Origin of the sequence: Caulobacter segnis, assembly GCF_019931575.1 — a bacterium.
GTDB lineage: Bacteria > Pseudomonadota > Alphaproteobacteria > Caulobacterales > Caulobacteraceae > Caulobacter > Caulobacter segnis_C.
On record NZ_CP082923.1, the window covers coordinates 1403768 to 1427328 of the forward strand.

The window sequence follows — 23561 nt, forward strand, 5'->3', positions numbered from 1 at the left end:
CCACCGGCGGCCAACGGTCAGGAGACACGCATGCCCATCGACATCGCTATTCCCTCAGGCAGGGCTTCCACGCGGAAGCTGTCCGGTGAGCAGGTCTTCTTCACCGCCTTGGCCGCCAGCCTGCTTCTGGCGGTGCTGATCGGCTTCGGCCGCACCTACTATTTCCGCGCCCTCCTGCCGTCGCAGGCCACCGTCCTGCCGCCGTCGCCGCTGGTCCATGCGCACGCGATGCTGTTCAGCGCCTGGATCCTGCTGTTCGTCGTCCAGACCAGCTTCGTCGCGGCCGGACGGCGGGACCTGCACATGAGGCTGGGCCTGATCGGCCTGCCGATGGTGCTGTCGATGCTGGTCGTCGGGACTCTCACCGGCCTGAACCTGAGCAAGCGGTTGGCCGGCCTGCCGATCGATCCGTACATGATGATGGCGCTGCCGCTGATCGCCATGGTCGGCTGCGCGATCCTGTTCCTGACCGCTCTGGCCCTGCGCCGCACGCCCGGTGCGCACAAGCGCCTGATGGTCCTGGGCATGGCCGCGATGATCGGCGCGGCCTTCGCCCGCATGCCCTTCATCCCGTTCCTGATCGGGGCGTTCTTCCTTCCGAACATCTACACGGTGGCGCTGATCGCCTGGGACTTGGTTACCGACCGGCGTCCGCATCGCTCCACCCTGCTGGGCGGCGTGGTGGTGCTGAGCGCCACGGTGGGCATCCTGTTCGTCTGGCAAAATCCGGTCTGGCTGGCCTTCGCGCGGTGGGCGTCGGGCCTGGTCGCCTGATCGCCGCGGCCAATCGTCCCGCATTCACGATTAACCGGGATTCACCACGCGCGGGGAGCCAGCCTTAACCATCGCCCCCCATCCTGCGTCGCAACGAGATTTGCCCAGAGCGGGATTGGAGGGGCGCAGATGGCCCAGCACGTGGAAACCCTGGTGATCGGCGCCGGTCCGGCCGGCCTGACGACCGCCTACGCCCTGGCCAAGGCGGGCCGCGAGGTGACCGTGCTGGAGATGGATCCGACCTATTTCGGCGGCATCAGCCGGACCGTCGACTACAAGGGCTTCAAGTTCGACATCGGCGGTCACCGCTTCTTCTCGAAGAGCAAGGAGATCGTCGACCTCTGGAACGAGATCCTGCCCGACGACTTCATCGACCGCCCGCGCCTGTCGCGGATCTATTACCGCGAGAAGTTCTACGCCTATCCGCTGAAGGCCTTCGAGGCCCTGGCCAACCTGGGCGTCTGGACGGCCGCCAAGTGCATGGCCTCGTTCGGCTGGGCCAAGTTCAAGCCGATCGACAATCCGACCACCTTCCACCAGTGGGGCCGCAACCAGTTCGGCGAGAAGCTGTTCTCGATCTTCTTCAAGACCTACACCGAGAAGGTGTGGGGCATGAGCTGCGACGAGATCTCGGCCGACTGGGCCAGTCAGCGCATCAAGGGCCTGGACCTGGGCGCGGCGATCATCGACGGCGTCAAGCGCTCGCTGGGCGTCAAGGCCAAGACGGGGGGAAAGGGCGCGCCCAAGACCCTGATCGAGAGCTTTCGCTATCCCCGCAAGGGCCCCGGCATGATGTGGGAGGCCTGCGCCGAGAAGATCACCGCCCTGGGCGGGCAGGTGCGCATGGGCCGCAAGGTCGATGGCCTGCACTACGACAAGCTGGCCCGGATCTGGACCGTCTCGGTGACCCGCGCCGACGGCGGCAAGGAGATCTACACGGCCGACGACGTGGTCTCGTCCGCGCCGATCCGCGAGCTGATGCAGTCGATCAGCCCGACCCCGATCAGCGTCTTCCATGCCGGCGAACTTATGTACCGCGACTTCCTCACCGTGGTGCTGATCGGCAAGCCGCAGAAGGAGCTGCCGGACAACTGGATCTACATCCATGACCCGTCGGTGAAGGTCGGCCGTGTGCAGAACTTCCGCTCGTGGTCGCCGGAGATGATCCCGGACGGCGTCTCGACCTGCCTGGGCCTGGAGTACTTCTGCTTCGAGGGCGACGGCCTCTGGACCACCTCCGACGAGAATCTGGTCGCCCAGGCCAAGCGCGAGATCGGCAAGATCGGCCTGATGGATCCGGCCGACGTCTACGACGCCTGCGTGGTGCGCCAGCACAAGGCCTATCCGGTCTATGACGACGCCTATGCCGAGCACATCAAGATGATCCGCCTGGATCTGAAGATGCACTTCCCGGGCCTGCACCTTGTGGGCCGCAACGGCATGCACAAGTACAACAACCAGGACCACGCCATGATGACCGGCCTGCTGACGGCCGAGAACATCATCGCCGGAGAGACGGTCCACGACGTGTGGGAGGTCAACGAGGACGCCGAGTACGGCGAGGCCGGCGTCTCGGGCGCCCGCGAGGCCCTGCGCAGCGAACGCGCGGTTCCCAAGAAGGTCGCCGCCTGATCATGCATCGGCTCTGGCGGCGCCTGCCAATGGGGCTTTCTGGGGGGCTGCGCGAGCTCGTGCTCTACGGCATGGCCAGCGCCCTGGCGCTGGGCGTCGACTGGGGCCTGCTGCTGCTCCTGACCCGGTTCGGCGTGAACTATCTGGTCGCCTCGGCGACGGGCTTCGCCAGCGGCATCGGCGTCACCTATCTGCTCTCGGTCTCGGTGGTGTTCCGTCACCGCCCGATCGTCGACCGACGGCGTGAATTCATCGGCTTTTTCGGCGTGGGCCTTGCGGGCCTGGCCCTGACTCAGGGATTGATGGCCCTGTGGGTGGAGATGTTCCGCATGTCGCCGGGCCTGGCCAAGATCCCGACCGCCGGGATCGTCTTCGTGTTCAACTTCGCCGTCCGCCGGGCGCTGCTCTTCCGCGCCCCGACCGCCGTCCAGCCTTGAGCCGGTTGGACCGCTTCGTCGGCGGACGCGGGCTGGGCCTGCTGGCCGCCTTCGGTCTGTTCCTGCTGAGCCGGCCCTATCAGGGCGTGCGCCACGACGGTCGCCTCTATGTCGCCGACGCCCTGGCCAAGCTGGATCCTGGCGGGGTGGGGCGGGACCTGCTGTTCGTGCATGACGGCCAGTTCGGCTTCAGCCTCTACACCCCGATGCTGGCCCGGTTGATACACGCCCTGGGCTTGTCGGCCGGGGCGATGGCGATCGTTGCAGTCACGCTCGTCCTATGGTTCGCGGCCCTGGCCTTGATGATCGAACACCTGCTGGCCGAGCGGCCGCCGGCCGTTCGCTGGACGGCGCTGGTCTTCGCCGCGACGCTGCCGTCGCTGTACGGCCCGCTGGACGTCATCGGCTTCGGCGAGCCTTACGCCACGCCGCGCGCCCTGGCCGAGGCGGCCGGCTTCGCGGGCATGGCGATCTATTTGTCCGGACGCCGGGTGCTGGGCCTGGCGGCCTGCGTACCCGGCATGCTGTTCCATCCGATCATGGGGCTGTGCTCGGCGGCGGCCATCGCCTTCGCACTCTGCCTCGAGGATCGCCGCTGGCTCTGGGCGGGGCTGGCGGCGATCGCGGCGGTCACCGTGGCGGGGCTGCTGCGCCTGCCGCTGGCCGATCGCATCGTCACCGTGATGGACCCCGTCTGGCGGGCGGTGGTCGAGGCGCGCAGTCCGATCCTCTTCCCGTCGCTGTGGCCGGCCGAGACCTGGGGCCGTCTGGCCGTCCACCTCTGCACCCTGGCGGCGGCGGCCTGTCTGCTGAAGGACGCGCCTCGCCGCCTCGCGCTGGGCGCGCTGATCGCCGGTGTCGCGGGCGTCGCGGTCGTGGCGGTGCTGGGCGACTGGCTTTCGCTGCTGCTGTTCCTCCAGGCGCAGAGCTGGCGGATGTTGCAGCCCGTCTCCGTCCTGGCCGTCGCGAGCCTGGCCCTACTGGCTTTCGAGCTGCCCAGGCGCGGGCCCTCGGGCTTGCTGGGCCTGGCCTTTCTGGGCGTGGCCTGGATGTTCCGCGACGTCGCGAACCTGGGCCTGCTGACCGCGCCGGTCGGTCTGCTGTTCGTGCTGGCGGGCGACAAGATCCGCTTCAGCCGTCCGGCGCTGTTCTCCGGCGTGGCGATGGTCCTGCTGGTCGTGGGGGCGGCCGGCGATGGCGCGCTTCGCGGCTTGGCCCTGGCCAGGACGCTGGCGCAGACGTCGCCGGCCTGGGGCTTCAGCCAGAGTGTCATCTGGAGCAGCGAACTGCCCGGCTTGGTCCTGGCCCTGGCGCTCGGAGTCTGGTTGGCGCGCGGCTGGTCGGCGCCGCCCGTCGTCGTCCGTGTGGCGCTGACCGCCGCCGTCGGCCTCGCGGCGGCGCTGTCTTGGGACGACCGTTCCGACTTCGTGAAGGCCCGCGACGCTGGCAGGGATCCGGCGCTGGTGGCCATGACCGCCGCGCGGCAGGGGGAGGTGCTGTGGCTGGTCGGCGATGTCGAGCCCTGGACGCTGCTGGGGCGACCCGGCTGGTCCAGCAAGGTGCAGAGCGCCGGCGTCGTCTTCTCTCGGCCCTTGGCCCTGAAGCTGTGGGATCGCGCCGAGCGCCTGAAGGCCGCGGGGTTGGTCGGCGACGACTGGATGCGAGGCCTGACCCTCGAGCCCAAGCGGCCGGCGCGGCCGCGACCCGATCGCGTCAGGGCCTTCTGCGCCGCGCCGGACGCGCCGGCCTGGATCATCTGGGCGCGCTGGAACGACATGCCGGTCGATCCGGCGCTCGGCGCGCTCGACTGGGTGCCGAAGGCGGCGTTCGTGTATCGTGTCGATGAGGGCTGGCTGACGGCCAGCCGCTACGCGGTGATTCCCTGCGCCGGCGGCTGAACCGGTTCGGCGGCGGCTTCGCGCGCGGTCAGGCGGCCGATGCTCCAGAAGACGAAGTGCACGAAGGCGTCGGCCAGGCCGACCATCGCCGCCAGCACGAAGAAGCTCGAAATCACCAGGATCGCCACAACCGACATCGTCATCTCCTGTTCGTTCGACTTAGCGACGGGGAGGCGTTTCGGTTCCGCTGGCAGCGCTTCCAGACGGCCAAAAGTAATCTAATTGGTTGACAACGTTGTCACGCTTCCGGTGAATGTCGCGTCCGCGCAAAGACGGACTCACGAATATCGTCACTAGGGAGTGGTGCAGTGATTGCGGTGCTGAAGTTCAACCTCGCAGGTGTCGGCCGATGACCGACGCCGCGATCGCGAAATCCACGACCAAGGGCAACGGCGTCAAGCTGGCCGTCGTCTATGTGACCTGCCTGTTCTTCATCTGGGCCCTCGTCACCAACCTGCTCGATCCGCTGCTGAAGACCTTCAAGACGGTCTTCACGCTGACCCCCGTCGAGGCCAGCCTGACCGGCTTCGCCTTCTTCATCGCCTACGGAATCATGTCGCTGCCGTCGGCGGCGTTCCTGTCCAAGTTCGGCTACGCCAAGTCGGTGATGGTGGGGCTGAGCGGCATCGTCGCGGGCTGCTTCATCGCCATCGCGGCCGCCAAGCTGCACGTGTTCGGCGTGTTCCTGGTCGGCCTGTTCGTGATGGCTTCGGGCGTCACCCTGCTGCAGGTGGCCGCCAACCCGCTGATCGCCTCGATGGGCAAGCCCGAGGAGTCCTCGTTCCGCCTGAACCTGTCGCAGGCCTTCAACTCGCTGGGCGCGGCCTGCGGCCTGTGGTTCGGCGCCAACTTCCTGCTGAAGGGCGACATCTTCAAGAAGGACATCGTGATCACCGATGTCCTGCGCGAGCAGGCCCTGGGCTTCGTCTCGAACGTCTATTTCGCCATCGGCGTGGGCCTGGCCCTGTTCATCCTGTTGATCTTCCTGGTCCGCCAGAAGATCACCGACGCCGCGCCGAAGACCGGTCACCTGGTCAATCCTTTCACCGCCCTGACCTCGAAGTGGGCGAACCTGGGCGCGATCGGCATCTTCCTCTATGTCGGCGCCGAGGTGGCGATCTCGCTGCACCTGCTGCTGTTCCTGGAGCAGACCCGCATCCTGGACATCCCGTCGGAGCAGGCGGGCAAGCTGACCACCTTCTACATGGTCTTCGCCATGATCGGCCGCTTCAGCGGCTCGGCCCTGCTGAAGGTGTTCAAGGACTACTTCCTGCTGGCTCTGGTGGCCGTCGGCGCCATCGCCCTGAGCCTGGTGGTGATCCTGACCAAGGACATGACCCCGACCGCGCACGCCGGCACGGTGAACCTGCTGCTGGCCTCGGCCCCGGTGACGACCGGCCTGATACCGGCCTTCGCGGCCCTGCTGATCGGCCTGTTCAACTCGATCATGTTCCCGACCATCTTCACCCTGACCCTGCAACGCTCCTCGGCGCCGACCTCGGCGACCTCGGGCCTGCTGTGCATGGCCATCGTCGGCGGCGCCTTCCTGCCGCTGGCCTTCGCCAAGATCGAGGAGCTGACCGGCTCGATCTCGATGGGCTTCATCGCCCCGCTGGTCTGCTACGTCTACGTCCTGTGGTTCGCGATCGTGGCCAAGAAGGCCCCGACGCACGAGATCGAGGAAGGCGTGGCCGGCGGCCACTAAGCCTTCCCAGGACTTTCAAGGAACTACCTGCAAGCGCCCCCGGGAGGTCCGTCCTCCCGGGGTTTTTTTGTCGTCAGTGCGCGTCCTTTTCAGTGAGCATCCGGCGGCGGCTTGGCGCCGGCCAGGGGCGGGGGCTTGCAGAACGGGGCCATGACCAGGGCCGCCAGGAACAGCACCGCCATCACCCGGAAGACGTCGTTGAAGGCCAGGGTCAGGGCCTCGCGCCCGACCACCTTGGCCAGCTCGCCCTGCATGATCAGCGCCGCCTGGGCCGCGTCGGGCGTGCGCTCGGCGATGCGGGCGGCGAGGGCGGACAACGCCTCCGTCCCGGAGCGGCCGCCCTCGCCCAGGGCCTCGCCGAAGCGGGCGGCGTGGATGCGGGCGTTGTCGCCCAGCCAGGTGTTGACGACCGCAATGCCAATGGCTCCCCCCAGGTTACGCATCAGGTTGAACAGGCCCGAGGCGTAGCGCAGCTCGGCCATCTCGAAGCCGCCCAGGGCCAGGGTCACGCTGGGCACGATGCACAGCATGATGGCGAAGCCGCGCAGAGCCTGCGGGCCCAGCAGGGCCATGAAGCCCCACTCGCTGGTCATGTGCGAGGTCAGCCACAGGGCGGTGGCGAACAGGGTCAGGCCCACGCTGACGACGATGCGCGGATCCACGCGCGTGGACAGGCGCGCGGCGATCACCGTCGACAGGATCTGGGCGATGCCCGTGACGAAGACCGTCGTGCCGATCTCCAGGCTGTCGTAGCCGCGCACCCGGCCCAGGAACACGGGGATCAGATAGGTCGAGGCATAGAGCCCGAAGCCGATCACCAGGTTGAACAGGCAGGCGAAGGCGAAGGTCGGCTTGCGGAATGGCGACAGCCGCACGATCGGTCCGCCCGACCGGAACGAGCGCTCGATGAAGAGGGCGAAGGCCACCAGCGTCACCCAGGCGGCGATGGCGATGCCGGAGTCCTCGAACCACTGCTTTCGCGGACCTTCCTCCAGCACATATTCCAGCCCGCCCAGGGCGACGGCCATGGCCACGAGGTGGGAGTAGTCGATGGTCTTCAGCATCGACAGCTTGGGCCGGTCGACCTTAATGACGCCGATCGCCAACAGGGTGACCAGGGCGCCGGGGACGATGTTGATGTAGAAGATCGAGCGCCAGCCGACGGCGTCGGTCAGCCAGCCGCCGACCGTGGGGCCCAGGGTCGGGGCCAGCACCGAGACCATGCCCAGGATCGCCGGGATCATCGCCCGCTGCGGTCCCGAGAACATGGCGAAGCCCGTGGCGAAGACGGTCGGCACCATCGCCCCGCCGGTGAAGCCCTGCAGCACCCGGAACAGGATCATCGAGTCGATGTCCCAGGCCATGCCGCACAGGGCCGACGACAGGGTGAAGAGCCCGGCCGACAGGGCGAACAGCCACCGCGTCGACATCGCCTGGGCCAGGAAGGCCGCGAACGGGATCATCACCAGCTCGGCCATCAGGTAGCCGGTCTGCACCCAGCTGATCTCGTCCGGTCCGGCCGAGAGGCCCGCCTGCACGCTGTTCAGCGAGGCGGCGACGATCTGGATGTCGATCAGGGCCATGAACTGGCCGAAGGCCATCACCGCGAAGATCAGGAACTTGGTGCGCGTGGGCAGGGCGCCCGGGTCGATCGGCAGCTGGTCCGCCATGGGGCGCCCCTTGAAAGTATGATGGCCATAATATTATATGCGTCATGTAATCGAGGCCGCAAGATGCGCTACGACAACGAGCACAAGGCGCGCACCCGCCAGAAGGTGTTGGACGAGGCCGCCAAGGCCATTCGCGAGGACGGGCCGCACCGTCTGGGCGTGGCCGGGGTCATGGCCCGCGCGGGCCTGACGCACGGCGGCTTCTACGCCCACTTCCCGTCGAAGGAGGCGTTCGTCGCGGAAGCCATCGCCCACATGTTCGAGGGCGGACCGACGGTCATGCTGGAAAAGATCAAGGGCGCGCCGCCGCGCGAGGCCTTGACCGGCTACATCGACTTTTACCTGTCGGCCCGCCACCGTGACACGCGCTCGGGCGGCTGCCCGCTGCCGTACCTGGCGGTGGACGCGCCGCGCCTGTCGGAGACTTCGCGCGAGCGCTATGCCAAGGGCGTGGCCCACCTGACCGGGATCATCGCCACACACCTGGCCGCCCTGGGGCGCGACCACGCCGAGGACGAGGCCAGCTCGACCCTGGCCGAACTGGTCGGGGCCCTGACCCTGGCTCGGGCCGAGCCCGATCCTGGCCGCTCCGACGCCATTCTCGAACGCTCGCGCGCGCATCTGAAGCGCCGCCTCGACCTGGAGGCCGCCCAATGACCGACGCCACGTTCAAGGAGGGGCTCGTCGAGGCCCCCGCCGCCAAGGTCCGCAAGGCGCCATTCTCGCGCAAGACCGTGCTGGCGGTGGGCGGGGCGATCGCCGTGGCCGCCGGCGGCGCGGCGCTGATCGCCATGCCCAAGAGCTCTGTCTCGACCGACGCGGCCTATCTGCAGGCCGACAGCTCCAGCGTCGCCCCCAAGGTGCGGGGCCTCGTCGCCCAGGTGCTGGTCGGGCACAACCAGGTCGTCAGGCGCGGCGACCCGCTGGTCCGCATCGACCCTGAGGAGTTCGACGCCCGCGTCGCCTCGGCCGACGCCGACATCGCCAACGCCGAGGCCGCCGCCGCCAGCGCCCGCGCGGCCCTGATCTCTCTGGACGCCGAGCAGCGTCTGGCCGGTTCCAACATCCGCGCGGCGCGGACCGCCATCGCCGCCGCCGACGCGGAAAACGTCCGCGCCCAGGCCGACCGCAAGCGCTACGAGGACCTCGCCGACAGTGGCGCGGTGGCCCGGCGTGACGTCGAGCGCTTCCGCGCCGCCGCCGTCGGGGCCCAGTCGGCCGCCGAGCGCAGCCGCGCCCAGCTGGCCGTCAGCGAAGACCAGGCCGCCGTCACCGCCGCCAAGCGCGCTACCCTCTCGGCCAACCTGGCCCAGGCCGAGGCCGCGGTGGCCCGCGCACGCGCCGCTTTGGTGCTGGCCCGCCAGGACCAGGCGCATACGGTCATCGTCTCGCCGATCGACGGCGTCGTGGGCGATCGCCAGGCCGAGCCGGGCGACTACGTCCAGCCCGGCACGCGGCTGATGACCATCGTGCCGGTGAAGGCCCTCTACGTGGTCGCCAACTTCAAGGAGACCCAGGTCGAACGGATGCTTCCGGGTCAGACGGCGGCGATCAAGGTCGACGCTCTGGGCGGCAAGGTGCTGAAGGGCCATGTCGAGAGCTTCGCGCCCGGCTCGGGTTCGCAGTTCTCGCTGCTGCCGTTCGAGCCGGGCACGGGCAACTTCACCAAGATCGTCCAGCGCGTGCCGGTGCGCATCCGCATCGACCCGGGTCAAGCCGACGTCGCCCGCCTGCGGCCCGGCCTGTCGACGACCGTGAAGGTGAGGCTGAAAGACTAGCCTTTGCGGCCGCGCGGGCTGGCGCCGGTCCAGCGCTTGAAGGCGCGGGAGAAGGCGCTGGTCTCGGAAAAGCCGACCAGATAGGCGGTCTCGTTGACCGACAGCTTTTCCAGATAGGCCTCGGCCATCCGCTGGCGCAGGGCGTCCAGCACCTGCTCGAAGCTTACGCCCTCGGCCTTCAGGCGGCGATAGAGGGTCTGGCGTGACAGCCCCAGGGCCCGCGCGACATCGTCCATGGCCAGTTCGCCGGTGTGGAGCAGGGGGATCAGCAGCGCCTCGACCCGGCCGCGCGTGGTCTTGGAGTCCTCCAGGCTCTTCAGCAGCGCGTCGGCGTGGCTGTTGAACATGCCGAAGGCGTAGCGGTTGGGCCGGTGGATCGCGAGGTTCAGCCAGGCGGGCTCGATCTTCAGGGCGTTCCAGGCCGCGCCGAAGGTCACCGGCGCGCGCAGGATCGGTTCGTATTCGGCCGCATGGGCCGGGCGCTGGCGCTTGAGGTGCGCCGCCAGCACGAACGTGAACTCCGGATAGTGCCGGGCCATCTCGCAGGTGAAGCGCGCCAGCGCCGCCTCGACCAGTTCGGGGAAGTCCTCCACGGCGCAGCGGTCCTGCAGCCACAGGCCGTCCTCGCGCGGGACCAGCTGGAAGCGCGGGCCGTCCGAGACGCCGTCGACCTCGACCACCAGGCGCGAGAAGCGGTTCAGCTGCTTCAGCGCCCCGCCCATGGTGTCGGCGGACTGGCAGATCAGGCCGACGATCGAGATCTGCTCGAAGCGCGTGGCCTCGGGGAACTTCAGGGGCAGGGCCGGGTCGCCGGTCAGGATCTCGCCCGTCCGATAGAGGGCCTTGTAGGCCGCCAGCGGCACGCGGGCGTCCTGATCGGCGAAAGCGTCCGGCGCGACGCCGGCGCCCGCCAGCAGCGCGTCCCGGTCCGCGCCCAGCGACACGGCGAACTCCAGCAGGGCTCTGAAGAACCCGCCCGACACCGTCGCCTGCGTCTGCACGCTACCCATGCCCGAGCGGTAGCAGCGTGATCGCCAGGGTCAAGTTCGTGGCGCCGCGCGTCATGGCCGATCGGGCGGGCGCGGCCCTAAGCCTTGTGGTCGAGGGATGCGTCGATCGAACGAGTACTGACATGGAAAAGACCGCCGCCCGGGCGCTGAGCGTCTCGGCCGCCGCCTGGTTCGCCGCCCTGGTCGCGGGGCTCTGGGCCTTCGGGATCTATATCGTCGCCCTGTACGGCGTCGGCGCGGCGACTGGCGACTGGGAGCGCTGGAACGTCGTGCTGCCCGCCGGCCACGGCTACAATCCCGGCGACGCGGCCGGCAACCTGGCGCTGGGCGTCCACCTGCTGCTGGCGGTGTTCGTCACCTTCCTGGGCGCGATGCAGCTGGTCCCGGCTATCCGGGCCAGGGCGCCGGCCTTCCATCGCTGGAACGGAAGACTATTCGTCGCCGTGGCCTTCGCCATCGCCGGCTCGGGTCTCTTCATCGCCTTCACGCGCGGGGCGGTGGCCGGGACGTACATGGCGGTCGGCAACACGCTGAACGCGGTGTTGCTGATGGTCTGCGCGGCCCAGGCCCTGCGGTTCGCTCGGAAGCGGCGTTTCGACGTCCATCGGCGCTGGGCGCTGCGGGCCTTCGTGCTGATGCTGGGCGTGTTCTTCTATCGCTTGGGCATGATGCTGTGGTTCGTCGCCAACCGTGGACCCGTCGGGCACACCGATGCGTTCAATGGTCCGTTCGACATCTTCCTGGCCTTCGCCCATGTGCTGGGGCCGCCGGCGATCCTGGAGCTCTATCTGCTGGCCCGTGACCGGGGCGGGACCTTCGCCAAGTTCGCCATGGCCGGCGGCATGGCGGCGGTCGCGCTGGCGACGGCGGCCGGCGGGCTCTTCGCCATCGTCGGGATGTGGCTGCCACGTCTTTAGGCACAGCGGCCGTTTCAGTTTTCCTGAGGGGGTGTTTAGGAAAGTCGCGGTCGTAATTCCCAGCGCGGGACACGACATTAAACGCTCAGTTTTTCGAGGAACCGAGCATGGCCGCCGCACCGTCCAAGAGCAGCCGCTTCATCAGCGGGTTCGGGAGCCAGGTCCTGGTCGCCATGGCCCTTGGTTTGGGCCTGGGCCTCTTGGCGCGCAACCTGGGACCGGCGGAAGGCCAGGCGGGCTACGCCCTGGCCGAGACCCTGCACCAGATCGGTTCGATCTTCGTCCAGTTGCTGCGGGTCCTGGTGCCGCCGCTGGTGTTCACGGCCATCGTCGCCTCGATCGCCAACATCGCCCAGCTGCAGAACGCCGCCCGCCTGGTCTGGCGCACCCTGTTCTGGTTCGCGGTCACCGCCCTGATCGCGGTGCTGATCGGCATCGCGCTGGGCTTGATCCTGCAGCCGGGCCTGCACACCACGGTCGAGGCCGCCGCCGCCAAGGCGCCGAAGACCCACGGTTCCTGGCTGGACTTCCTGACGGGCCTGGTCCCTGGCAACATCCTGGGCCTGGCCGCCTCGACCAAGATCTCGGACGCCGGCGCGGCCTCGACCTCGCTGTCGTTCAACGTGCTGCAGATCGTGGTCATCTCGCTGGTCACCGGCGTCGCGGCCCTCAAGGTCGGCGAGGCGGGCGAGGCCTTCCTGAAGTTCAACGCCTCGGCCCTGGCGATCGTGCGCAAGGTGCTGTGGTGGGTGATCCGCCTGACGCCGATCGGCACGGTCGGCCTGTTCGGCAACGCCGTGGCCCAGTACGGCTGGACCACGCTGGGCCAGCTGGGCGCCTTCACCGGAGCGATCTACATCGGCCTGGCCCTGGTGCTGCTGGTCGTTTACCCGACCATCCTGGCCCTGAACGGCCTGAACCCCGTGAAGTTCTTCCAGGGCGCCTGGCCGGCGATCCAGCTGGGCTTCGTCTCGCGCTCGTCGGTCGGCACCCTGCCGGTGACTGAAGCCGTGACCGAGACCAGCCTGGGCGTGCCGCGCGCCTACGCCGCCTTTGCCGTGCCGTTCGGCGCGACCACCAAGATGGACGGCTGCGCGGCGATCTATCCGGCGATCTCGGCGATCTTCGTGGCCCAGTTCTTCGGCGTGCACCTGGGCTGGTCGGACTATTTCCTGATCGTCTTCGTCTCGGTAATCGGCTCGGCCGCCACCGCGGGCCTGACGGGCGCGACGGTGATGCTGACCCTGACCCTGTCGACCCTGGGCCTGCCGCTGGAGGGCGCGGGCCTGCTGCTGGCCATCGACCCGATCCTGGACATGGGTCGCACCGCCGTGAACGTCGCCGGCCAGGCCCTGGTCCCGACCATCGTGGCCAAGCGGGAAGGGATCCTGGATCTGGACGTCTACAACGCCGCTCGCGTTCCGGCCGAGGCGACCCTGCACCCCGCCGAATAGTCGAGCGCCGTTACGCCTAAGTTGGTTGCCAGGGGGCGCTTTAGCGGCAATTTTGCCGGCCTTGTGAAAGCGTCCCCGGGGGATTCCATGACTTTGAAGACGACGGGCGGCGCCCCCGCCGGGGCCAGCCGACGCGCCTTCCTGTCCGGCGCTGCGGCCTTGGCCGGCCTGGCCGTGGCGACCCCGCGCGCCTTCGCTCGCGCTTCCGATCGCGTCGAGGGCCTGCTGGCCCAGATGACGATCGAGGAGAAGGCCGGCCAGCTGTCGTGCTTCGCCGACATGATCCGTCCGCCGATCGGCGACATGAATCCGCTGGTCAACATCCGCAACGCCCAGACCCTGACCGCCGAGATCAAGGCGGGCCGGATCGGCGTGCTGATGAACGGGGTAGGGGCCCAGGCCGCGCTCGAGACCCAGCGGGCCGCGATCGAGGGTTCGCGCCTGCGGATCCCGCTGCTGTTCGCCGCCGACGTGATCCACGGCTTCCGCACCGTGTTCCCGATCCCGCTGGCCGAGGCCGCCAGCTTCGACCCGCATCTGGCCGAGCGCACCGCCCGGGCCGCCGCGATCGAGGCCACCGCCTCGGGCCTGCACTGGACCTTCGCGCCGATGGTCGACGTCGCCCGTGACCAGCGCTGGGGCCGGGTGGCCGAGGGCTCGGGCGAGGACGTCTTCCTGGGCGAGGTGCTGGCCGCCGCCCGGGTGCGCGGCTTCCAGGGCAAGGATCTCAAGGCCGACGACAGCATGCTGGCCACGCCCAAGCACTTCGCCGCCTATGGCGCGGTGACGGCGGGCCTGGAGTACAATTCGGTCGAACTCTCGGAAGCCACCTTGCGCGAAGTGCACCTGCCGCCGTTCCAGGCCGCGTTCGCCGCCGGGGCCATGACCGTGATGTCGGCCTTCAATGATGTGAACGGCGTCCCGGCCACGGCCAACAAGCGTCTGCTGACCGATCTGCTGCGCGGGGAGTGGGGCTTCAAGGGCGTCGTCATCTCGGACTACACGGCCGACCAGGAACTGGTGGCCCACGGTTTCGCCGCCGACGACCGCGACGCCGCGCGCCTGGCCATCCTGGCCGGGGTCGACATCAGTATGCAGAGCGGCCTCTACATCCGCTACCTGCCGGAACTGGTCGCCTCGGGCGCGGTGCCGGTGGCGGTGGTCGACGCGGCCGTGCGCCGGGTGCTGGCGCTGAAGGAGGCGATCGGCCTCTTCGACAATCCCTACCGCTCGCTGGATCCCAAGGCCGAGGCCTACCACACCGCCACGCCGGCGATGCGGGCCCTGAGCCGCGAGGCGGGCGCGCGCTCGATCGTGCTGCTGAAGAACGACCTACTGAAGAACGGCGGGGCGCTGCTGCCCCTGCCCAAGGCCGGCAAGCGCCTGGCGCTGATCGGTCCATTCGCCGACGACCGCGACAACGTGCTGGGCGCGTGGGGCGGCTTCTTCGCCGACCGCCGCCTGAACGTCGACCTGGCGAGCGGCCTGCGCGCCCAACTGGCCGATCCGGCCAGCCTGATCGTCGAGCGCGGCTGCGATGTCGAGGCCATGATCGCCGGCGGCTTCGAGCGCGCCGTGGCCGCGGCGCAGGGCGCGGATATCGTCCTCCTGGCCATCGGCGAGAGCCAGGACATGACGGGCGAGGCCAAGTCGCGCACCGACATCCGCATCCCCCCGGTCCAGATGCGTCTGGCCGAGGCTGTCGCCGCCACGGGCAAGCCGGTGGTCGTCCTGCTGCGCCACGGCCGCGCCCTCCAGCTGGAGGGCGTCGTCCGCGACGCGCCGGCCATCCTGGCGACCTGGTTCCTGGGCAGCGAGATGGGCAATGCGGTGGCCGACGTGCTGTTCGGGACCGTGAACCCCTCGGGCCGCCTACCGGTCAGCTTCCCGATCGACAGCGGTCAGGAGCCGTTCTTCTACAACGGTCGCACCACGGGTCGCCCGGCGCCCGCCGATCCGAACGGGCAGGAATACAAGGCCCGCTGGCGCTCGATCCGCAATGACGCGCTCTATCCGTTCGGTTTCGGCCTGACCTACACGCGCTTCGACGTCACGGACATGAAGCTGTCCACCTCGCGCCTGGCGTGGAACGAGACGCTGCACGTGACCGCCAAGGTCAGGAACACCGGCGAGCTGCATGGCGAGCACGTCGTGCAGCTCTACATTCGCGACCGCGTCGCCAGCCGCACCCGGCCGGTCCGCGAGCTGAAGGGCTTCCAGCGCGTGTCCCTGGCTCCCGGGAGCGAGCGCGAGGTGCGGTTCGAGCTGAAGCGCGAGAACCTGATGTTCGTCGGCGACAACGACTACTGGCTCGTCGAGCCGGGCGTCTTCGACGTCTGGATCGCCAACTCCTCGGTGGACGGCTTGGCGGCCGAGTTCGAACTGCTCCCGGCTGGGTAGAGAGGGTGTCGCGAATCGCGAGCGCCGCCGCAATCGCCCTCGATCAGCGAAATAAAGCCTTCGAAGACTCTCTGCATTAGTCGCCTATTGGGTGAATCTTGGTTCGGCAGGCATAGGCGCCGTGTCTCTAAAGATTACCAGCCGCCCTTGTCTTGTAACGATTTTTCGGGATTTCAGGTTCCGTAACGTCGGCCCTTCCGGGCGGGCGGGCGCACGCATCTGGTCTGCGGCCGCATGTCTCGTTGAAACGTCTTGGAAAGGAAATAGGGTTACGTCGGTCGGGCCGTAGTGTGGCTAGATTGAGGCGCTCGCGTTTGGGGGGGCGTCTTCATGTTGCTCCGGACGCGCGTAAGGGCGCGTTCATCAGCAAGGATGAATGTATGGCGATCTCGAGTCTCTCCGCCGCGCAGATCACGGCCCTCTCGATCACCGCGATCCAGGGCCTGTCGACGACGGACATCCAGTCCCTGAATGGGACGCAGATCGCCGCGATCAGCGCGACGGGTATCGGCGCGCTCGCCGACACCCAGGTCGCCGCTCTCAGCACGACGCAGGTCAAGGCGCTCACCGCGACCCAGATCCCGAAGTTCGCCACTTCGGTGACCTTCGACGTCACGCAGCTGCAGCAGCTTTCGACTAATCAGGTCTCCGCGCTCACCTCCACCCAGCTGGCGGCGCTCGACACCTCGCACATCGCCGTCCTCAGCTCGACCCAGATCGGGGCGCTGTCGGCGACCAACTTCTCGGGCCTGGTCAATACGCAGGTCGCGACCCTGTCCGAGACCCAGGTCAAGGGCCTGACCGTCGCTCAAGCCAAGGGCCTGACGACCACCGACATCGGCGAGCTCGCCGGCACCCAAGTCGCCGCCCTTTCCGGCGATCGCCTGGCCGCGCTCAGCAACGCCGCGCTCTCGGCGCTGGACGGCACCCAGGTCTCCGCGCTCGGCACGACCCAGATCGCCGCCCTGACCACCAGCCAGATCAAGAGCCTCTCGACCACCGACGTCGGCGAGCTGTCGGCCGCGCAGGTCGGCGCGCTTTCGGCCGCCCAGGTCGGCTCGCTGACGCCGGCCAACTTCTCGGCCCTGGCCGATACGCAGGTCCAAGCCCTGACGACGACCCAGCTGAAGGGCGTCACGGTCGACCAGCTCAAGGGCCTGACGACCACCGACATCGGCGAACTGGCCGGCACGCAGCTTGGCGCGCTGAGCAACTCGCAACTGGCCGCCCTGGCCACGACCCAGACCGCGCAACTTTCGACCACCCAGCTTGGCGCCCTGTCGGCGACGCAGGTGGGCGCGCTGACGACCGCGGCCTTCTCGGCCCTGGACGCCACCCAGGTCGGCTCGCTGACCGAAACCCAGATCAAGGGCCTGACCACCCAGCAGGTGGCCGCCCTGAACGCCACCGACATCGGCGAACTGGCCACCACGCAGGTGGGCGCGCTCAGCGCCGCTCAAGTGGGCGCGCTGAACACCACGGCCTTCTCGGCGCTGAGCACCACGCAGGTGGCGGCGCTGAGCGAAACCCAGGTCAAGGGGATTTCGGCCAGCCAACTGAAGGCCCTGACGAGCACCGACGTCGGTGAACTGGCGACGACCCAGATCTCGGCCTTGACCGGCGCGCAACTGGCCAATGTCAGCTCCGCCAACGTTTCGGCCCTGAGCCAGACCCAGGTCGCGGCCCTGTCGACGACCCAGATCAAGGCCTTGACGGCCGACCAGATCAAGGGTTTGACCACCACCGACATCGGCGAGCTGGCCGATACCCAGATCGCGGCCCTGACGGCCGATCAGGTCAAGAATCTGTCGGCGGCCAACGTTTCGGCCCTGAACCAGACCCAGGTCGGCGTCCTGGCCAATACCCAGATCGCCGCGCTGACCACCGCGCAGGTGAAGGGGCTGTCGACCACCGACATCGGCGAGCTGTCGTCGACCCAGCTGGGCGCTCTGACGACCGCTCAGGTCAACGCCTTGGCCTCGACCCAGGTGCAGCAGCTGTCGACCACCCAGATCGGCGGCCTGACGTCGACCCAGATCGGCGCGATCAGCTCGACCAACGTCACCCTGCTGGACGCCACGCAGACGGGCGCCCTTTCGACGACCCAATTGAAAGGTCTGACCAGCAGCCAGCTGCTTGGCCTGACCACGACGAACATCGGCAACATGGCCGACACTCAGATTGGCGCCCTGTCGGCGAGCCAGCTGGGCGCCCTGTCGACGACCGGCTTCTCGGCCCTGAACCAGACCCAGGTCGCGGCGCTGAGCGAGACCCAGGTCAAGGGTCTGACCGCCAACCAGCTGAAGAGCCTGACGACCACCGACATTGGTGAGCTGTCGACGACCCAGCTTTCCTCGCTGACGACCGCCCAGATCGGCGCTCTGACGGCGGGCAGCGTCTCGGCGCTGAACGCGACCCAGACCGCCGCCCTGACGACGACGCAGGTCAAGGCCCTGACGGCCGACCAACTGAAGAATCTGACGACCACCGACATCGGCGAACTGGCCGATACGCAGGTCCAGGCCCTGACGGCGACCCAGCTGGGTCAGCTGTCGACGACGGGCTTCTCGGCCCTGAGCCAGACCCAGGTCGCGACCCTGACGTCGACCCAGCTGAAGGGCCTGACGACGGTCCAGCTGCAGAATCTGACGACCACCGACATCGGTGAGCTGGCCGCCACCCAGATCGGCTCGCTGGCGACCTCTCAGATCGCCGCGCTGAACCAGACCAACGTCAAGACTCTGTCGACCACGCAGATCGGCGCGCTCACCGCCACGCAGGTGGGGTCGCTCTCGGCGGCCAACTTCTCGGCCCTGGACGCCACCCAGGTCGCCGCCCTGAGCGAGACCCAGGTCAAGGGTCTGACCAGCGCCCAGATCGGCGCGCTGTCGGCCGCCGATGTCGGCGAACTGGCCACGACCCAGATCGCAGCCCTGTCCTCGAGCCAGGTCGGCGCCCTGTCGCAGACGGCCTTCTCGGCGCTTGACGCCACCCAGGTCGGCGCGCTGTCGACGACCCAGGTCAAGGGTCTGACGCAGTCGCAGCTGAAGAACCTGACGACGACGGATATCGGCGAACTGGCCGACACCCAGATCGGCGCGCTGTCGGCCGCCCAGGTCGGCTTCCTGTCGTCGACCGGCCTCTCGGCCTTGAACAGCACCCAGTCGGCGGCTCTTTCGACCACGCAAATCAAGGGTTTGACGGCCGATCAGATCAAGGGTCTGACGACCACCGACATCGGCGAGCTGGCCGACACCCAGGTCGGCGCCCTGACCGCCGACCAGGTCAAGAACCTGTCGGCCGCCAACATTTCGGCCCTGAACCAGACCCAGGTCGCGGCCCTGAGCAACACCCAGATCCAGGCGCTGAACGCGACGCAGGTGAAGGGTCTGTCGACCACCGACATCGACGAGCTGTCGTCGACCCAGATCGGCGCGCTCTCGGCGGGCCAACTGAGCGCCCTGGCCTCGACCCAGGTCCAGGAGCTGTCGACCACCCAGATCGGCGGCCTGACGTCGACCCAGATCAGCGCGATCAGCTCGACCAACATCAGCCTGCTGGACGCCACGCAACTGGGCGCCCTGACGACGACCCAGCTGAAGGGGCTGACCAACAGCCAATTGGCGGGCCTGACGACCACCAACGTCGGCAATCTGGCCGACACCCAGATCGGGGCGCTGTCCGCGACCCAGCTGGGCAATCTGTCCTCGGCCGGCTTCTCGGCCCTGAACCAGACCCAGGTCGCCGCGCTCAGCGAAACCCAGATCAAGGGTGTCTCGACGAGTCAGCTGAAGGCCCTGACGACAACCGACATTGGCGAACTGTCGACGACCCAGCTGTCGGCCCTGTCGACCGCCCAGATCGGCGCGCTGTCGACGACCGGCTTCTCGGCCCTGAGCCAGACCCAAGTCGGCGCCCTGTCGGCGGCCCAGATCAAGGGGGTCACGGCTGACCAGATCAAGAGCCTGACGACCACCGACGTCGCCGAGCTGTCGTCGACCCAGATCGGGGCTCTCAGCGCCGATCAGATCAAGAACCTCTCGGCCACCAACCTGTCGGCCCTGGACGCAACTCAATCGGCGGCTCTGACGGTCACGCAGGTCAAGGCCCTGACCACCCAGCAGATCGCTGGCCTGAGCACGACGGACATCGGCGAATTGGCCGACACCCAGGTGGCCGCGCTGTCGGCGGCCCAGGTGGCCTCGCTGAACGTGCAGGACCTGACCACGACCCAGATCTCGGGTCTGAGCTCGACCCTGATCGGGGCGATCGGCGCGACCAAGTTCTCGGCTTGGGACGCCACCCAGGTCAGCGCGCTGAGCGCGACCCAGATCAAGGGCCTGACGACCGACCAGCTGAAGAGCCTGACGACGACCGACATCGGCGAGCTGGCCGACACCCAGGTCGGGGCCCTGACGGCGACCCAACTGGGCGCGCTGTCGATCACCGGCTTCTCCGCCCTGAACCAGACCCAGGTCGCCGCGCTGAGCGAGACCCAGGTCAAGGGCATGACGGTCACGCAGCTGAAGAACCTGACGACCACCGACGTCGGCGAGCTGTCGACGACGCAGGTCAGCGCCCTCAGCGCCTCGCAGATCGGCGCGCTGTCGACCACGGGCTTCTCGGCCCTGAGCCAGACCCAGGTGGGGTCGCTGTCGACGACCCAGATCAAGGGCCTGTCGGCTGACCAACTGAAGAACCTCACGACGACCGATGTCGGCGAGCTGTCGACGACCCAGATCGGCGCTCTGACGGTCGATCAGGTGAAGAACCTGTCGGCGGCCAGCGTCTCGGCCCTGTCCGAAACCCAGGTTTCGGTTCTCAGCAACACGCAGATCGGCGCCCTGACGGCCACCCAGCTGAAGGGTCTGTCGGTCACCGACATCGACGAGCTGTCGTCGACCCAGATCGGCGGGCTGTCGGCCATCCAGATCGGCGCCCTGGCCTCGACCCAGGTGCAGGAGCTGTCGACCACCCAGATCGGCGGTCTCTCGGCCTCTCAGATCTCGGCGATCTCGACCACCAACCTGCCGCTGCTGAACGCGACGCAGATCGGCGCGCTGTCGACCACCCAGGTCAAGGGCCTGTCGAACGCCCAGGTCCAGGTCCTGTCGACGACCAACATCGGCAACCTGGCGGACACCCAGGTCGGCGCGCTGTCGGCGACCCAGCTGGGCAACCTGTCGACTTCCGCCTTCTCGGCGCTGAACCAGACGCAGGTCGCCGCGCTGAACGAGACCCAGATCAAGGGGGTCACGACCGGCCAGCTGAAGGCTCTGACGACGACCGACGTCGGCGAGCTGTCGACCACCCAGGTCGGCGCTCTGACGGCCGCTCAGGTCGGCGCGCTCTCGACCACGGGCTTCTCGGCGCTTAACGCCACTCAGGTGGGTTCGCTGTCGACGGCCCAGATCAAGGGTCTGACGGCCGACCAGCTGAAGAACCTGACGACGACGGACATCGGCGAACTGGCCGACACCCAGATTGGCGCGCTGACCGCTGATCAGATCAAGAACCTGTCGACGACCAACCTGTCGGCCCTGTCGGGCACGCAGTCGGCCGCGCTGACGGTCACCCAGGTCAAGGGCCTGACGAACGACCAGATCAAGGGTCTGTCGACGACCGACATCGGCGAACTGGCCGACACCCAGATCGGCGCCCTGACGAGCGCCCAGCTGGGCGTGCTGGCCACGACCCAGGCAGCGCAGCTGTCGACCACCCAGATCGGCGCTCTGACGCCGACCCAGGTTGGCGCGCTGACGGCCGGGGCCTTCTCGGCTCTGGACGCCACCCAGGTCGGCGCCCTGTCGGGCGCCCAGATCAAGGGCCTGACGACCTCGCAACTGGTTGCTCTGAGCACGACGGACGTCGGCGAACTGGCCGACACCCAGGTCGGCGCCCTGACGGCGACCCAGCTCGGCGCGCTGAACGCCACGTCCTTCTCGGCGCTGAACGCGACCCAGACCGCCGCGCTGTCGACGACCCAGATGAAGGGTCTGACCGTCAGCCAGCTGAAGAACTTGACGACGACCGACATCGGCGAACTGGCCGACACCCAGGTCGGCGCGTTGGCGGGCACGCAGCTGGCGGCTCTGACCCCGACCGGCTTCTCGGCCTTGAACCAGACCCAGGTGGCGACGCTGACGGCGACGCAGATCAAGGGCCTGGCGACCAGCCAGATCGCCGCGCTGACCACGACTGACGTCGCCGAGTTCTCGGCCACGCAGATCTCGGCCCTGACCGCGGATCAGCTGAAGCAACTGTCGGCGACCAATGTCTCGGCCCTGAACAACACCCAGGTCGCGGCGCTGGCGAACACCCAGATCCAGGCGCTGAACGCCACGCAGCTGAAGGGCCTGTCGGTCACGGATATCGACGAGCTGTCGTCGACCCAGATCGGCGCGCTCTCGGCGGCCCAGATCGGCGCCCTGGCCTCGACCCAGGTGCAGGAACTGTCGACCACCCAGATCGGCGGCCTGACATCGACCCAGCTCGGGGCGATCTCGTCGACCAACATCAGCCTGCTGAACGACACCCAGATCGGCGCGCTGTCGACGACCCAGATCAAGGGTCTGACGGCCAGCCAGATGGCCGGCCTGACCTCCACCAACATCGCCGCCCTGGCGGATACGCAGGTGGGGGCGCTCAGCTCGACCCAGCTGGCGGGCATGACGCCCGCCGGGTTCTCGAACCTGGACGCCACCCAGGTCGCGACGCTGAACGCCACGCAGATCAAGGGTCTGACGGCGGCTCAGCTGAAGGGTCTGACGTCCACGGACATCGGCGAACTGGCCGACACCCAGGTTGGCGCCCTGTCGGCGGCCCAGATCGGCTCGCTGTCGACGACCGGCTTCTCGGCCCTGAGCCAGACCCAGGTCGCGATCCTGTCGGCGACGCAGATCAAGGGCATGTCGACCGATCAGATCAAGGCGCTGACGACGACGGACATCGGTGAGCTGGGCGCGACCCAGATCTCCGCCCTGACCACCGCCCAGCTGAACGCGCTGTCGACGACCAACCTGTCGGCCTTCAGCGCCACGCAGACGGGCGCCCTGACCACCACCCAGGTCAAGGCCCTGACGAGCGACCAGGTTAAGGGTCTGTCGACCACCGACATCGGCGAACTCGCCGACACCCAGGTGGGCGCGCTGACCAACTCGCAGATCACCGCCCTGGCCACGACCCAGGCGGCGCAGCTGTCGACCACCCAGATCGGCGCTCTCAGCGGCGCCCAGCTGGGCGCGCTCTCGACCACGGCGTTCTCGACCCTGGACAGCACCCAGATCGCGGCGCTGAACTCCACCCAGGTCAAGGGCATCGCCACGACCCAGCTGGCGGCGTTGACCGCCGGGGATGTCGGACAGTTCGTCGACACCCAGATCGCGGCGCTGAGCATCCTGCAGCTGGCGGCCCTATCGGCGACCAACCTCTCGAGCCTGGACGCCACCCAGACCGCCGCGCTCTCGACGACCCAGGTCAAGGGTCTGACGGCGACGCAGCTGAAGGGCCTGTCCGCGACCGACGTGGCCGACTTCGCCGACACCCAGATCGCGTCGCTGGCGAGCACCCAGCTCGGCGCGCTCTCGACGACGGTGGTGGCCACGCTGAGCACGACCCAGATCGGCCAACTGCAAGCCTCGCAGCTGTCCGGCCTGACCTCGACCCAGCTGGACTATCTCTCGACCACCAACATCGAGTCGATGTCCACGACCCAGGCCAACGCCCTGACCGCCAGCCAGGTGCAGAGCCTGAGCGACGATCAGATCGCTTCGTACCTGAAGGTGACCTGATCCGGGGCGCGCTCCGGGATCTAGACGCCAGACTCGCCGCTCGCGCTTACCGCGCGGGCGGCGGACCGCTTCTCGGCCATTGGTCGAGGACCCAGC

14 protein-coding genes are annotated in these 23561 nt (G+C 68.4%); 11 read left to right on the top strand and 3 right to left on the bottom strand.

Annotated features, from left to right (window positions below; translation table 11 throughout):
• Positions 1-30 precede the first annotated feature (30 nt).
• The 4 genes from K8940_RS06525 (at position 31) to K8940_RS06540 (ending at position 4741) form a co-directional block, all read left to right on the top strand.
• Positions 31-774 (top strand): hypothetical protein, encoded by a 744-nt coding sequence (locus K8940_RS06525; RefSeq protein ID WP_223393941.1) that lies wholly within the window; start codon positions 31-33, stop codon positions 772-774.
• Between the two features lie 129 nt (positions 775-903).
• A complete protein-coding gene (locus K8940_RS06530; protein WP_223393943.1) occupies positions 904-2406 on the top strand; it encodes an NAD(P)/FAD-dependent oxidoreductase in 1503 nt (500 codons plus the stop codon).
• Positions 2407-2435: 29 nt separating this feature from the next.
• Entirely contained in the window at positions 2436-2843 is a 408-nt protein-coding gene (locus tag K8940_RS06535) for a GtrA family protein (protein ID WP_223393945.1), read from the top strand.
• Entirely contained in the window at positions 2840-4741 is a 1902-nt protein-coding gene (locus tag K8940_RS06540) for a hypothetical protein (protein ID WP_223393947.1), read from the top strand. The genes K8940_RS06535 and K8940_RS06540 overlap by 4 nt, the downstream gene beginning before the upstream one ends.
• On the opposite strand, the gene K8940_RS06545 is transcribed toward K8940_RS06540, so the two are convergent.
• On the bottom strand, positions 4711-4878 hold the full coding sequence (locus K8940_RS06545; RefSeq protein WP_223393949.1) for a hypothetical protein: 168 nt from the start codon (positions 4876-4878) through the stop codon (positions 4711-4713). The genes K8940_RS06540 and K8940_RS06545 overlap by 31 nt on opposite strands.
• Before the next feature lie 212 nt (positions 4879-5090).
• Between K8940_RS06545 and K8940_RS06550 the strand changes: the two genes are divergently transcribed.
• Entirely contained in the window at positions 5091-6446 is a 1356-nt protein-coding gene (locus tag K8940_RS06550; RefSeq protein WP_223393951.1) for a sugar MFS transporter, read from the top strand.
• Between the two features lie 89 nt (positions 6447-6535).
• Here K8940_RS06550 and K8940_RS06555 read toward each other — a convergent pair whose 3' ends face one another.
• Positions 6536-8116 (bottom strand): DHA2 family efflux MFS transporter permease subunit, encoded by a 1581-nt coding sequence (locus K8940_RS06555; RefSeq protein WP_223393953.1) that lies wholly within the window; start codon positions 8114-8116, stop codon positions 6536-6538.
• A gap of 63 nt (positions 8117-8179) precedes the next feature.
• Here K8940_RS06555 and K8940_RS06560 point away from each other — a divergent pair, with 63 nt between their 5' ends.
• Together K8940_RS06560 and K8940_RS06565 are read left to right on the top strand one after the other, a co-directional pair.
• Complete coding sequence (locus tag K8940_RS06560; RefSeq protein WP_223393955.1) at positions 8180-8773, top strand: TetR/AcrR family transcriptional regulator; 594 nt, start codon at positions 8180-8182, stop codon at positions 8771-8773.
• Entirely contained in the window at positions 8770-9894 is a 1125-nt protein-coding gene (locus K8940_RS06565; RefSeq protein WP_223393957.1) for an HlyD family secretion protein, read from the top strand. The genes K8940_RS06560 and K8940_RS06565 overlap by 4 nt, the downstream gene beginning before the upstream one ends.
• On the opposite strand, the gene K8940_RS06570 is transcribed toward K8940_RS06565, so the two are convergent.
• Positions 9891-10904, bottom strand: coding sequence for an AraC family transcriptional regulator (locus K8940_RS06570; RefSeq protein ID WP_223393959.1), 1014 nt, complete (start codon positions 10902-10904; stop codon positions 9891-9893). The two genes, K8940_RS06565 and K8940_RS06570, sit on opposite strands and share 4 nt — an antisense overlap.
• Before the next feature lie 122 nt (positions 10905-11026).
• On the opposite strand from K8940_RS06570, the gene K8940_RS06575 reads away from it, so the two are divergent.
• From K8940_RS06575 to K8940_RS06590, 4 genes are all read left to right on the top strand, one after another.
• The gene (locus K8940_RS06575) at positions 11027-11821 is read left to right on the top strand and encodes a DUF2306 domain-containing protein (RefSeq protein WP_223393961.1); all 795 of its coding nucleotides are present in this window, start codon (positions 11027-11029) and stop codon (positions 11819-11821) included.
• 107 nt (positions 11822-11928) lie between these two features.
• Complete coding sequence (locus K8940_RS06580) at positions 11929-13275, top strand: dicarboxylate/amino acid:cation symporter (protein ID WP_223393963.1); 1347 nt, start codon at positions 11929-11931, stop codon at positions 13273-13275.
• An 87-nt stretch (positions 13276-13362) separates the two neighbouring features.
• Positions 13363-15675: a glycoside hydrolase family 3 N-terminal domain-containing protein gene (locus K8940_RS06585; RefSeq protein ID WP_223393965.1), complete on the top strand. Its 2313-nt coding sequence runs from the start codon at positions 13363-13365 to the stop codon at positions 15673-15675.
• A gap of 380 nt (positions 15676-16055) precedes the next feature.
• On the top strand, positions 16056-23465 hold the full coding sequence (locus tag K8940_RS06590; protein ID WP_223393967.1) for an ice nucleation protein: 7410 nt from the start codon (positions 16056-16058) through the stop codon (positions 23463-23465).
• Positions 23466-23561 lie beyond the last annotated feature (96 nt).

What these genes read in the sequence shown, in the direction of transcription:
- K8940_RS06570 (WP_223393959.1), bottom strand. Translation starts at nt 10,904, where the DNA reads ATGGGTAGCGTGCAGACGCAGGCGACGGTGTCGGGCGGGTTCTTCAGA.
- K8940_RS06550 (WP_223393951.1), top strand. Translation starts at nt 5,091, where the DNA reads ATGACCGACGCCGCGATCGCGAAATCCACGACCAAGGGCAACGGCGTC.
- K8940_RS06535 (WP_223393945.1), top strand. Translation starts at nt 2,436, where the DNA reads ATGGGGCTTTCTGGGGGGCTGCGCGAGCTCGTGCTCTACGGCATGGCC.
- K8940_RS06545 (WP_223393949.1), bottom strand. Translation starts at nt 4,878, where the DNA reads ATGTCGGTTGTGGCGATCCTGGTGATTTCGAGCTTCTTCGTGCTGGCG.
- K8940_RS06590 (WP_223393967.1), top strand. Translation starts at nt 16,056, where the DNA reads ATGGCGATCTCGAGTCTCTCCGCCGCGCAGATCACGGCCCTCTCGATC.
- K8940_RS06555 (WP_223393953.1), bottom strand. Translation starts at nt 8,116, where the DNA reads ATGGCGGACCAGCTGCCGATCGACCCGGGCGCCCTGCCCACGCGCACC.
- K8940_RS06525 (WP_223393941.1), top strand. Translation starts at nt 31, where the DNA reads ATGCCCATCGACATCGCTATTCCCTCAGGCAGGGCTTCCACGCGGAAG.
- K8940_RS06560 (WP_223393955.1), top strand. Translation starts at nt 8,180, where the DNA reads ATGCGCTACGACAACGAGCACAAGGCGCGCACCCGCCAGAAGGTGTTG.
- K8940_RS06565 (WP_223393957.1), top strand. Translation starts at nt 8,770, where the DNA reads ATGACCGACGCCACGTTCAAGGAGGGGCTCGTCGAGGCCCCCGCCGCC.
- K8940_RS06575 (WP_223393961.1), top strand. Translation starts at nt 11,027, where the DNA reads ATGGAAAAGACCGCCGCCCGGGCGCTGAGCGTCTCGGCCGCCGCCTGG.
- K8940_RS06585 (WP_223393965.1), top strand. Translation starts at nt 13,363, where the DNA reads ATGACTTTGAAGACGACGGGCGGCGCCCCCGCCGGGGCCAGCCGACGC.
- K8940_RS06580 (WP_223393963.1), top strand. Translation starts at nt 11,929, where the DNA reads ATGGCCGCCGCACCGTCCAAGAGCAGCCGCTTCATCAGCGGGTTCGGG.
- K8940_RS06530 (WP_223393943.1), top strand. Translation starts at nt 904, where the DNA reads ATGGCCCAGCACGTGGAAACCCTGGTGATCGGCGCCGGTCCGGCCGGC.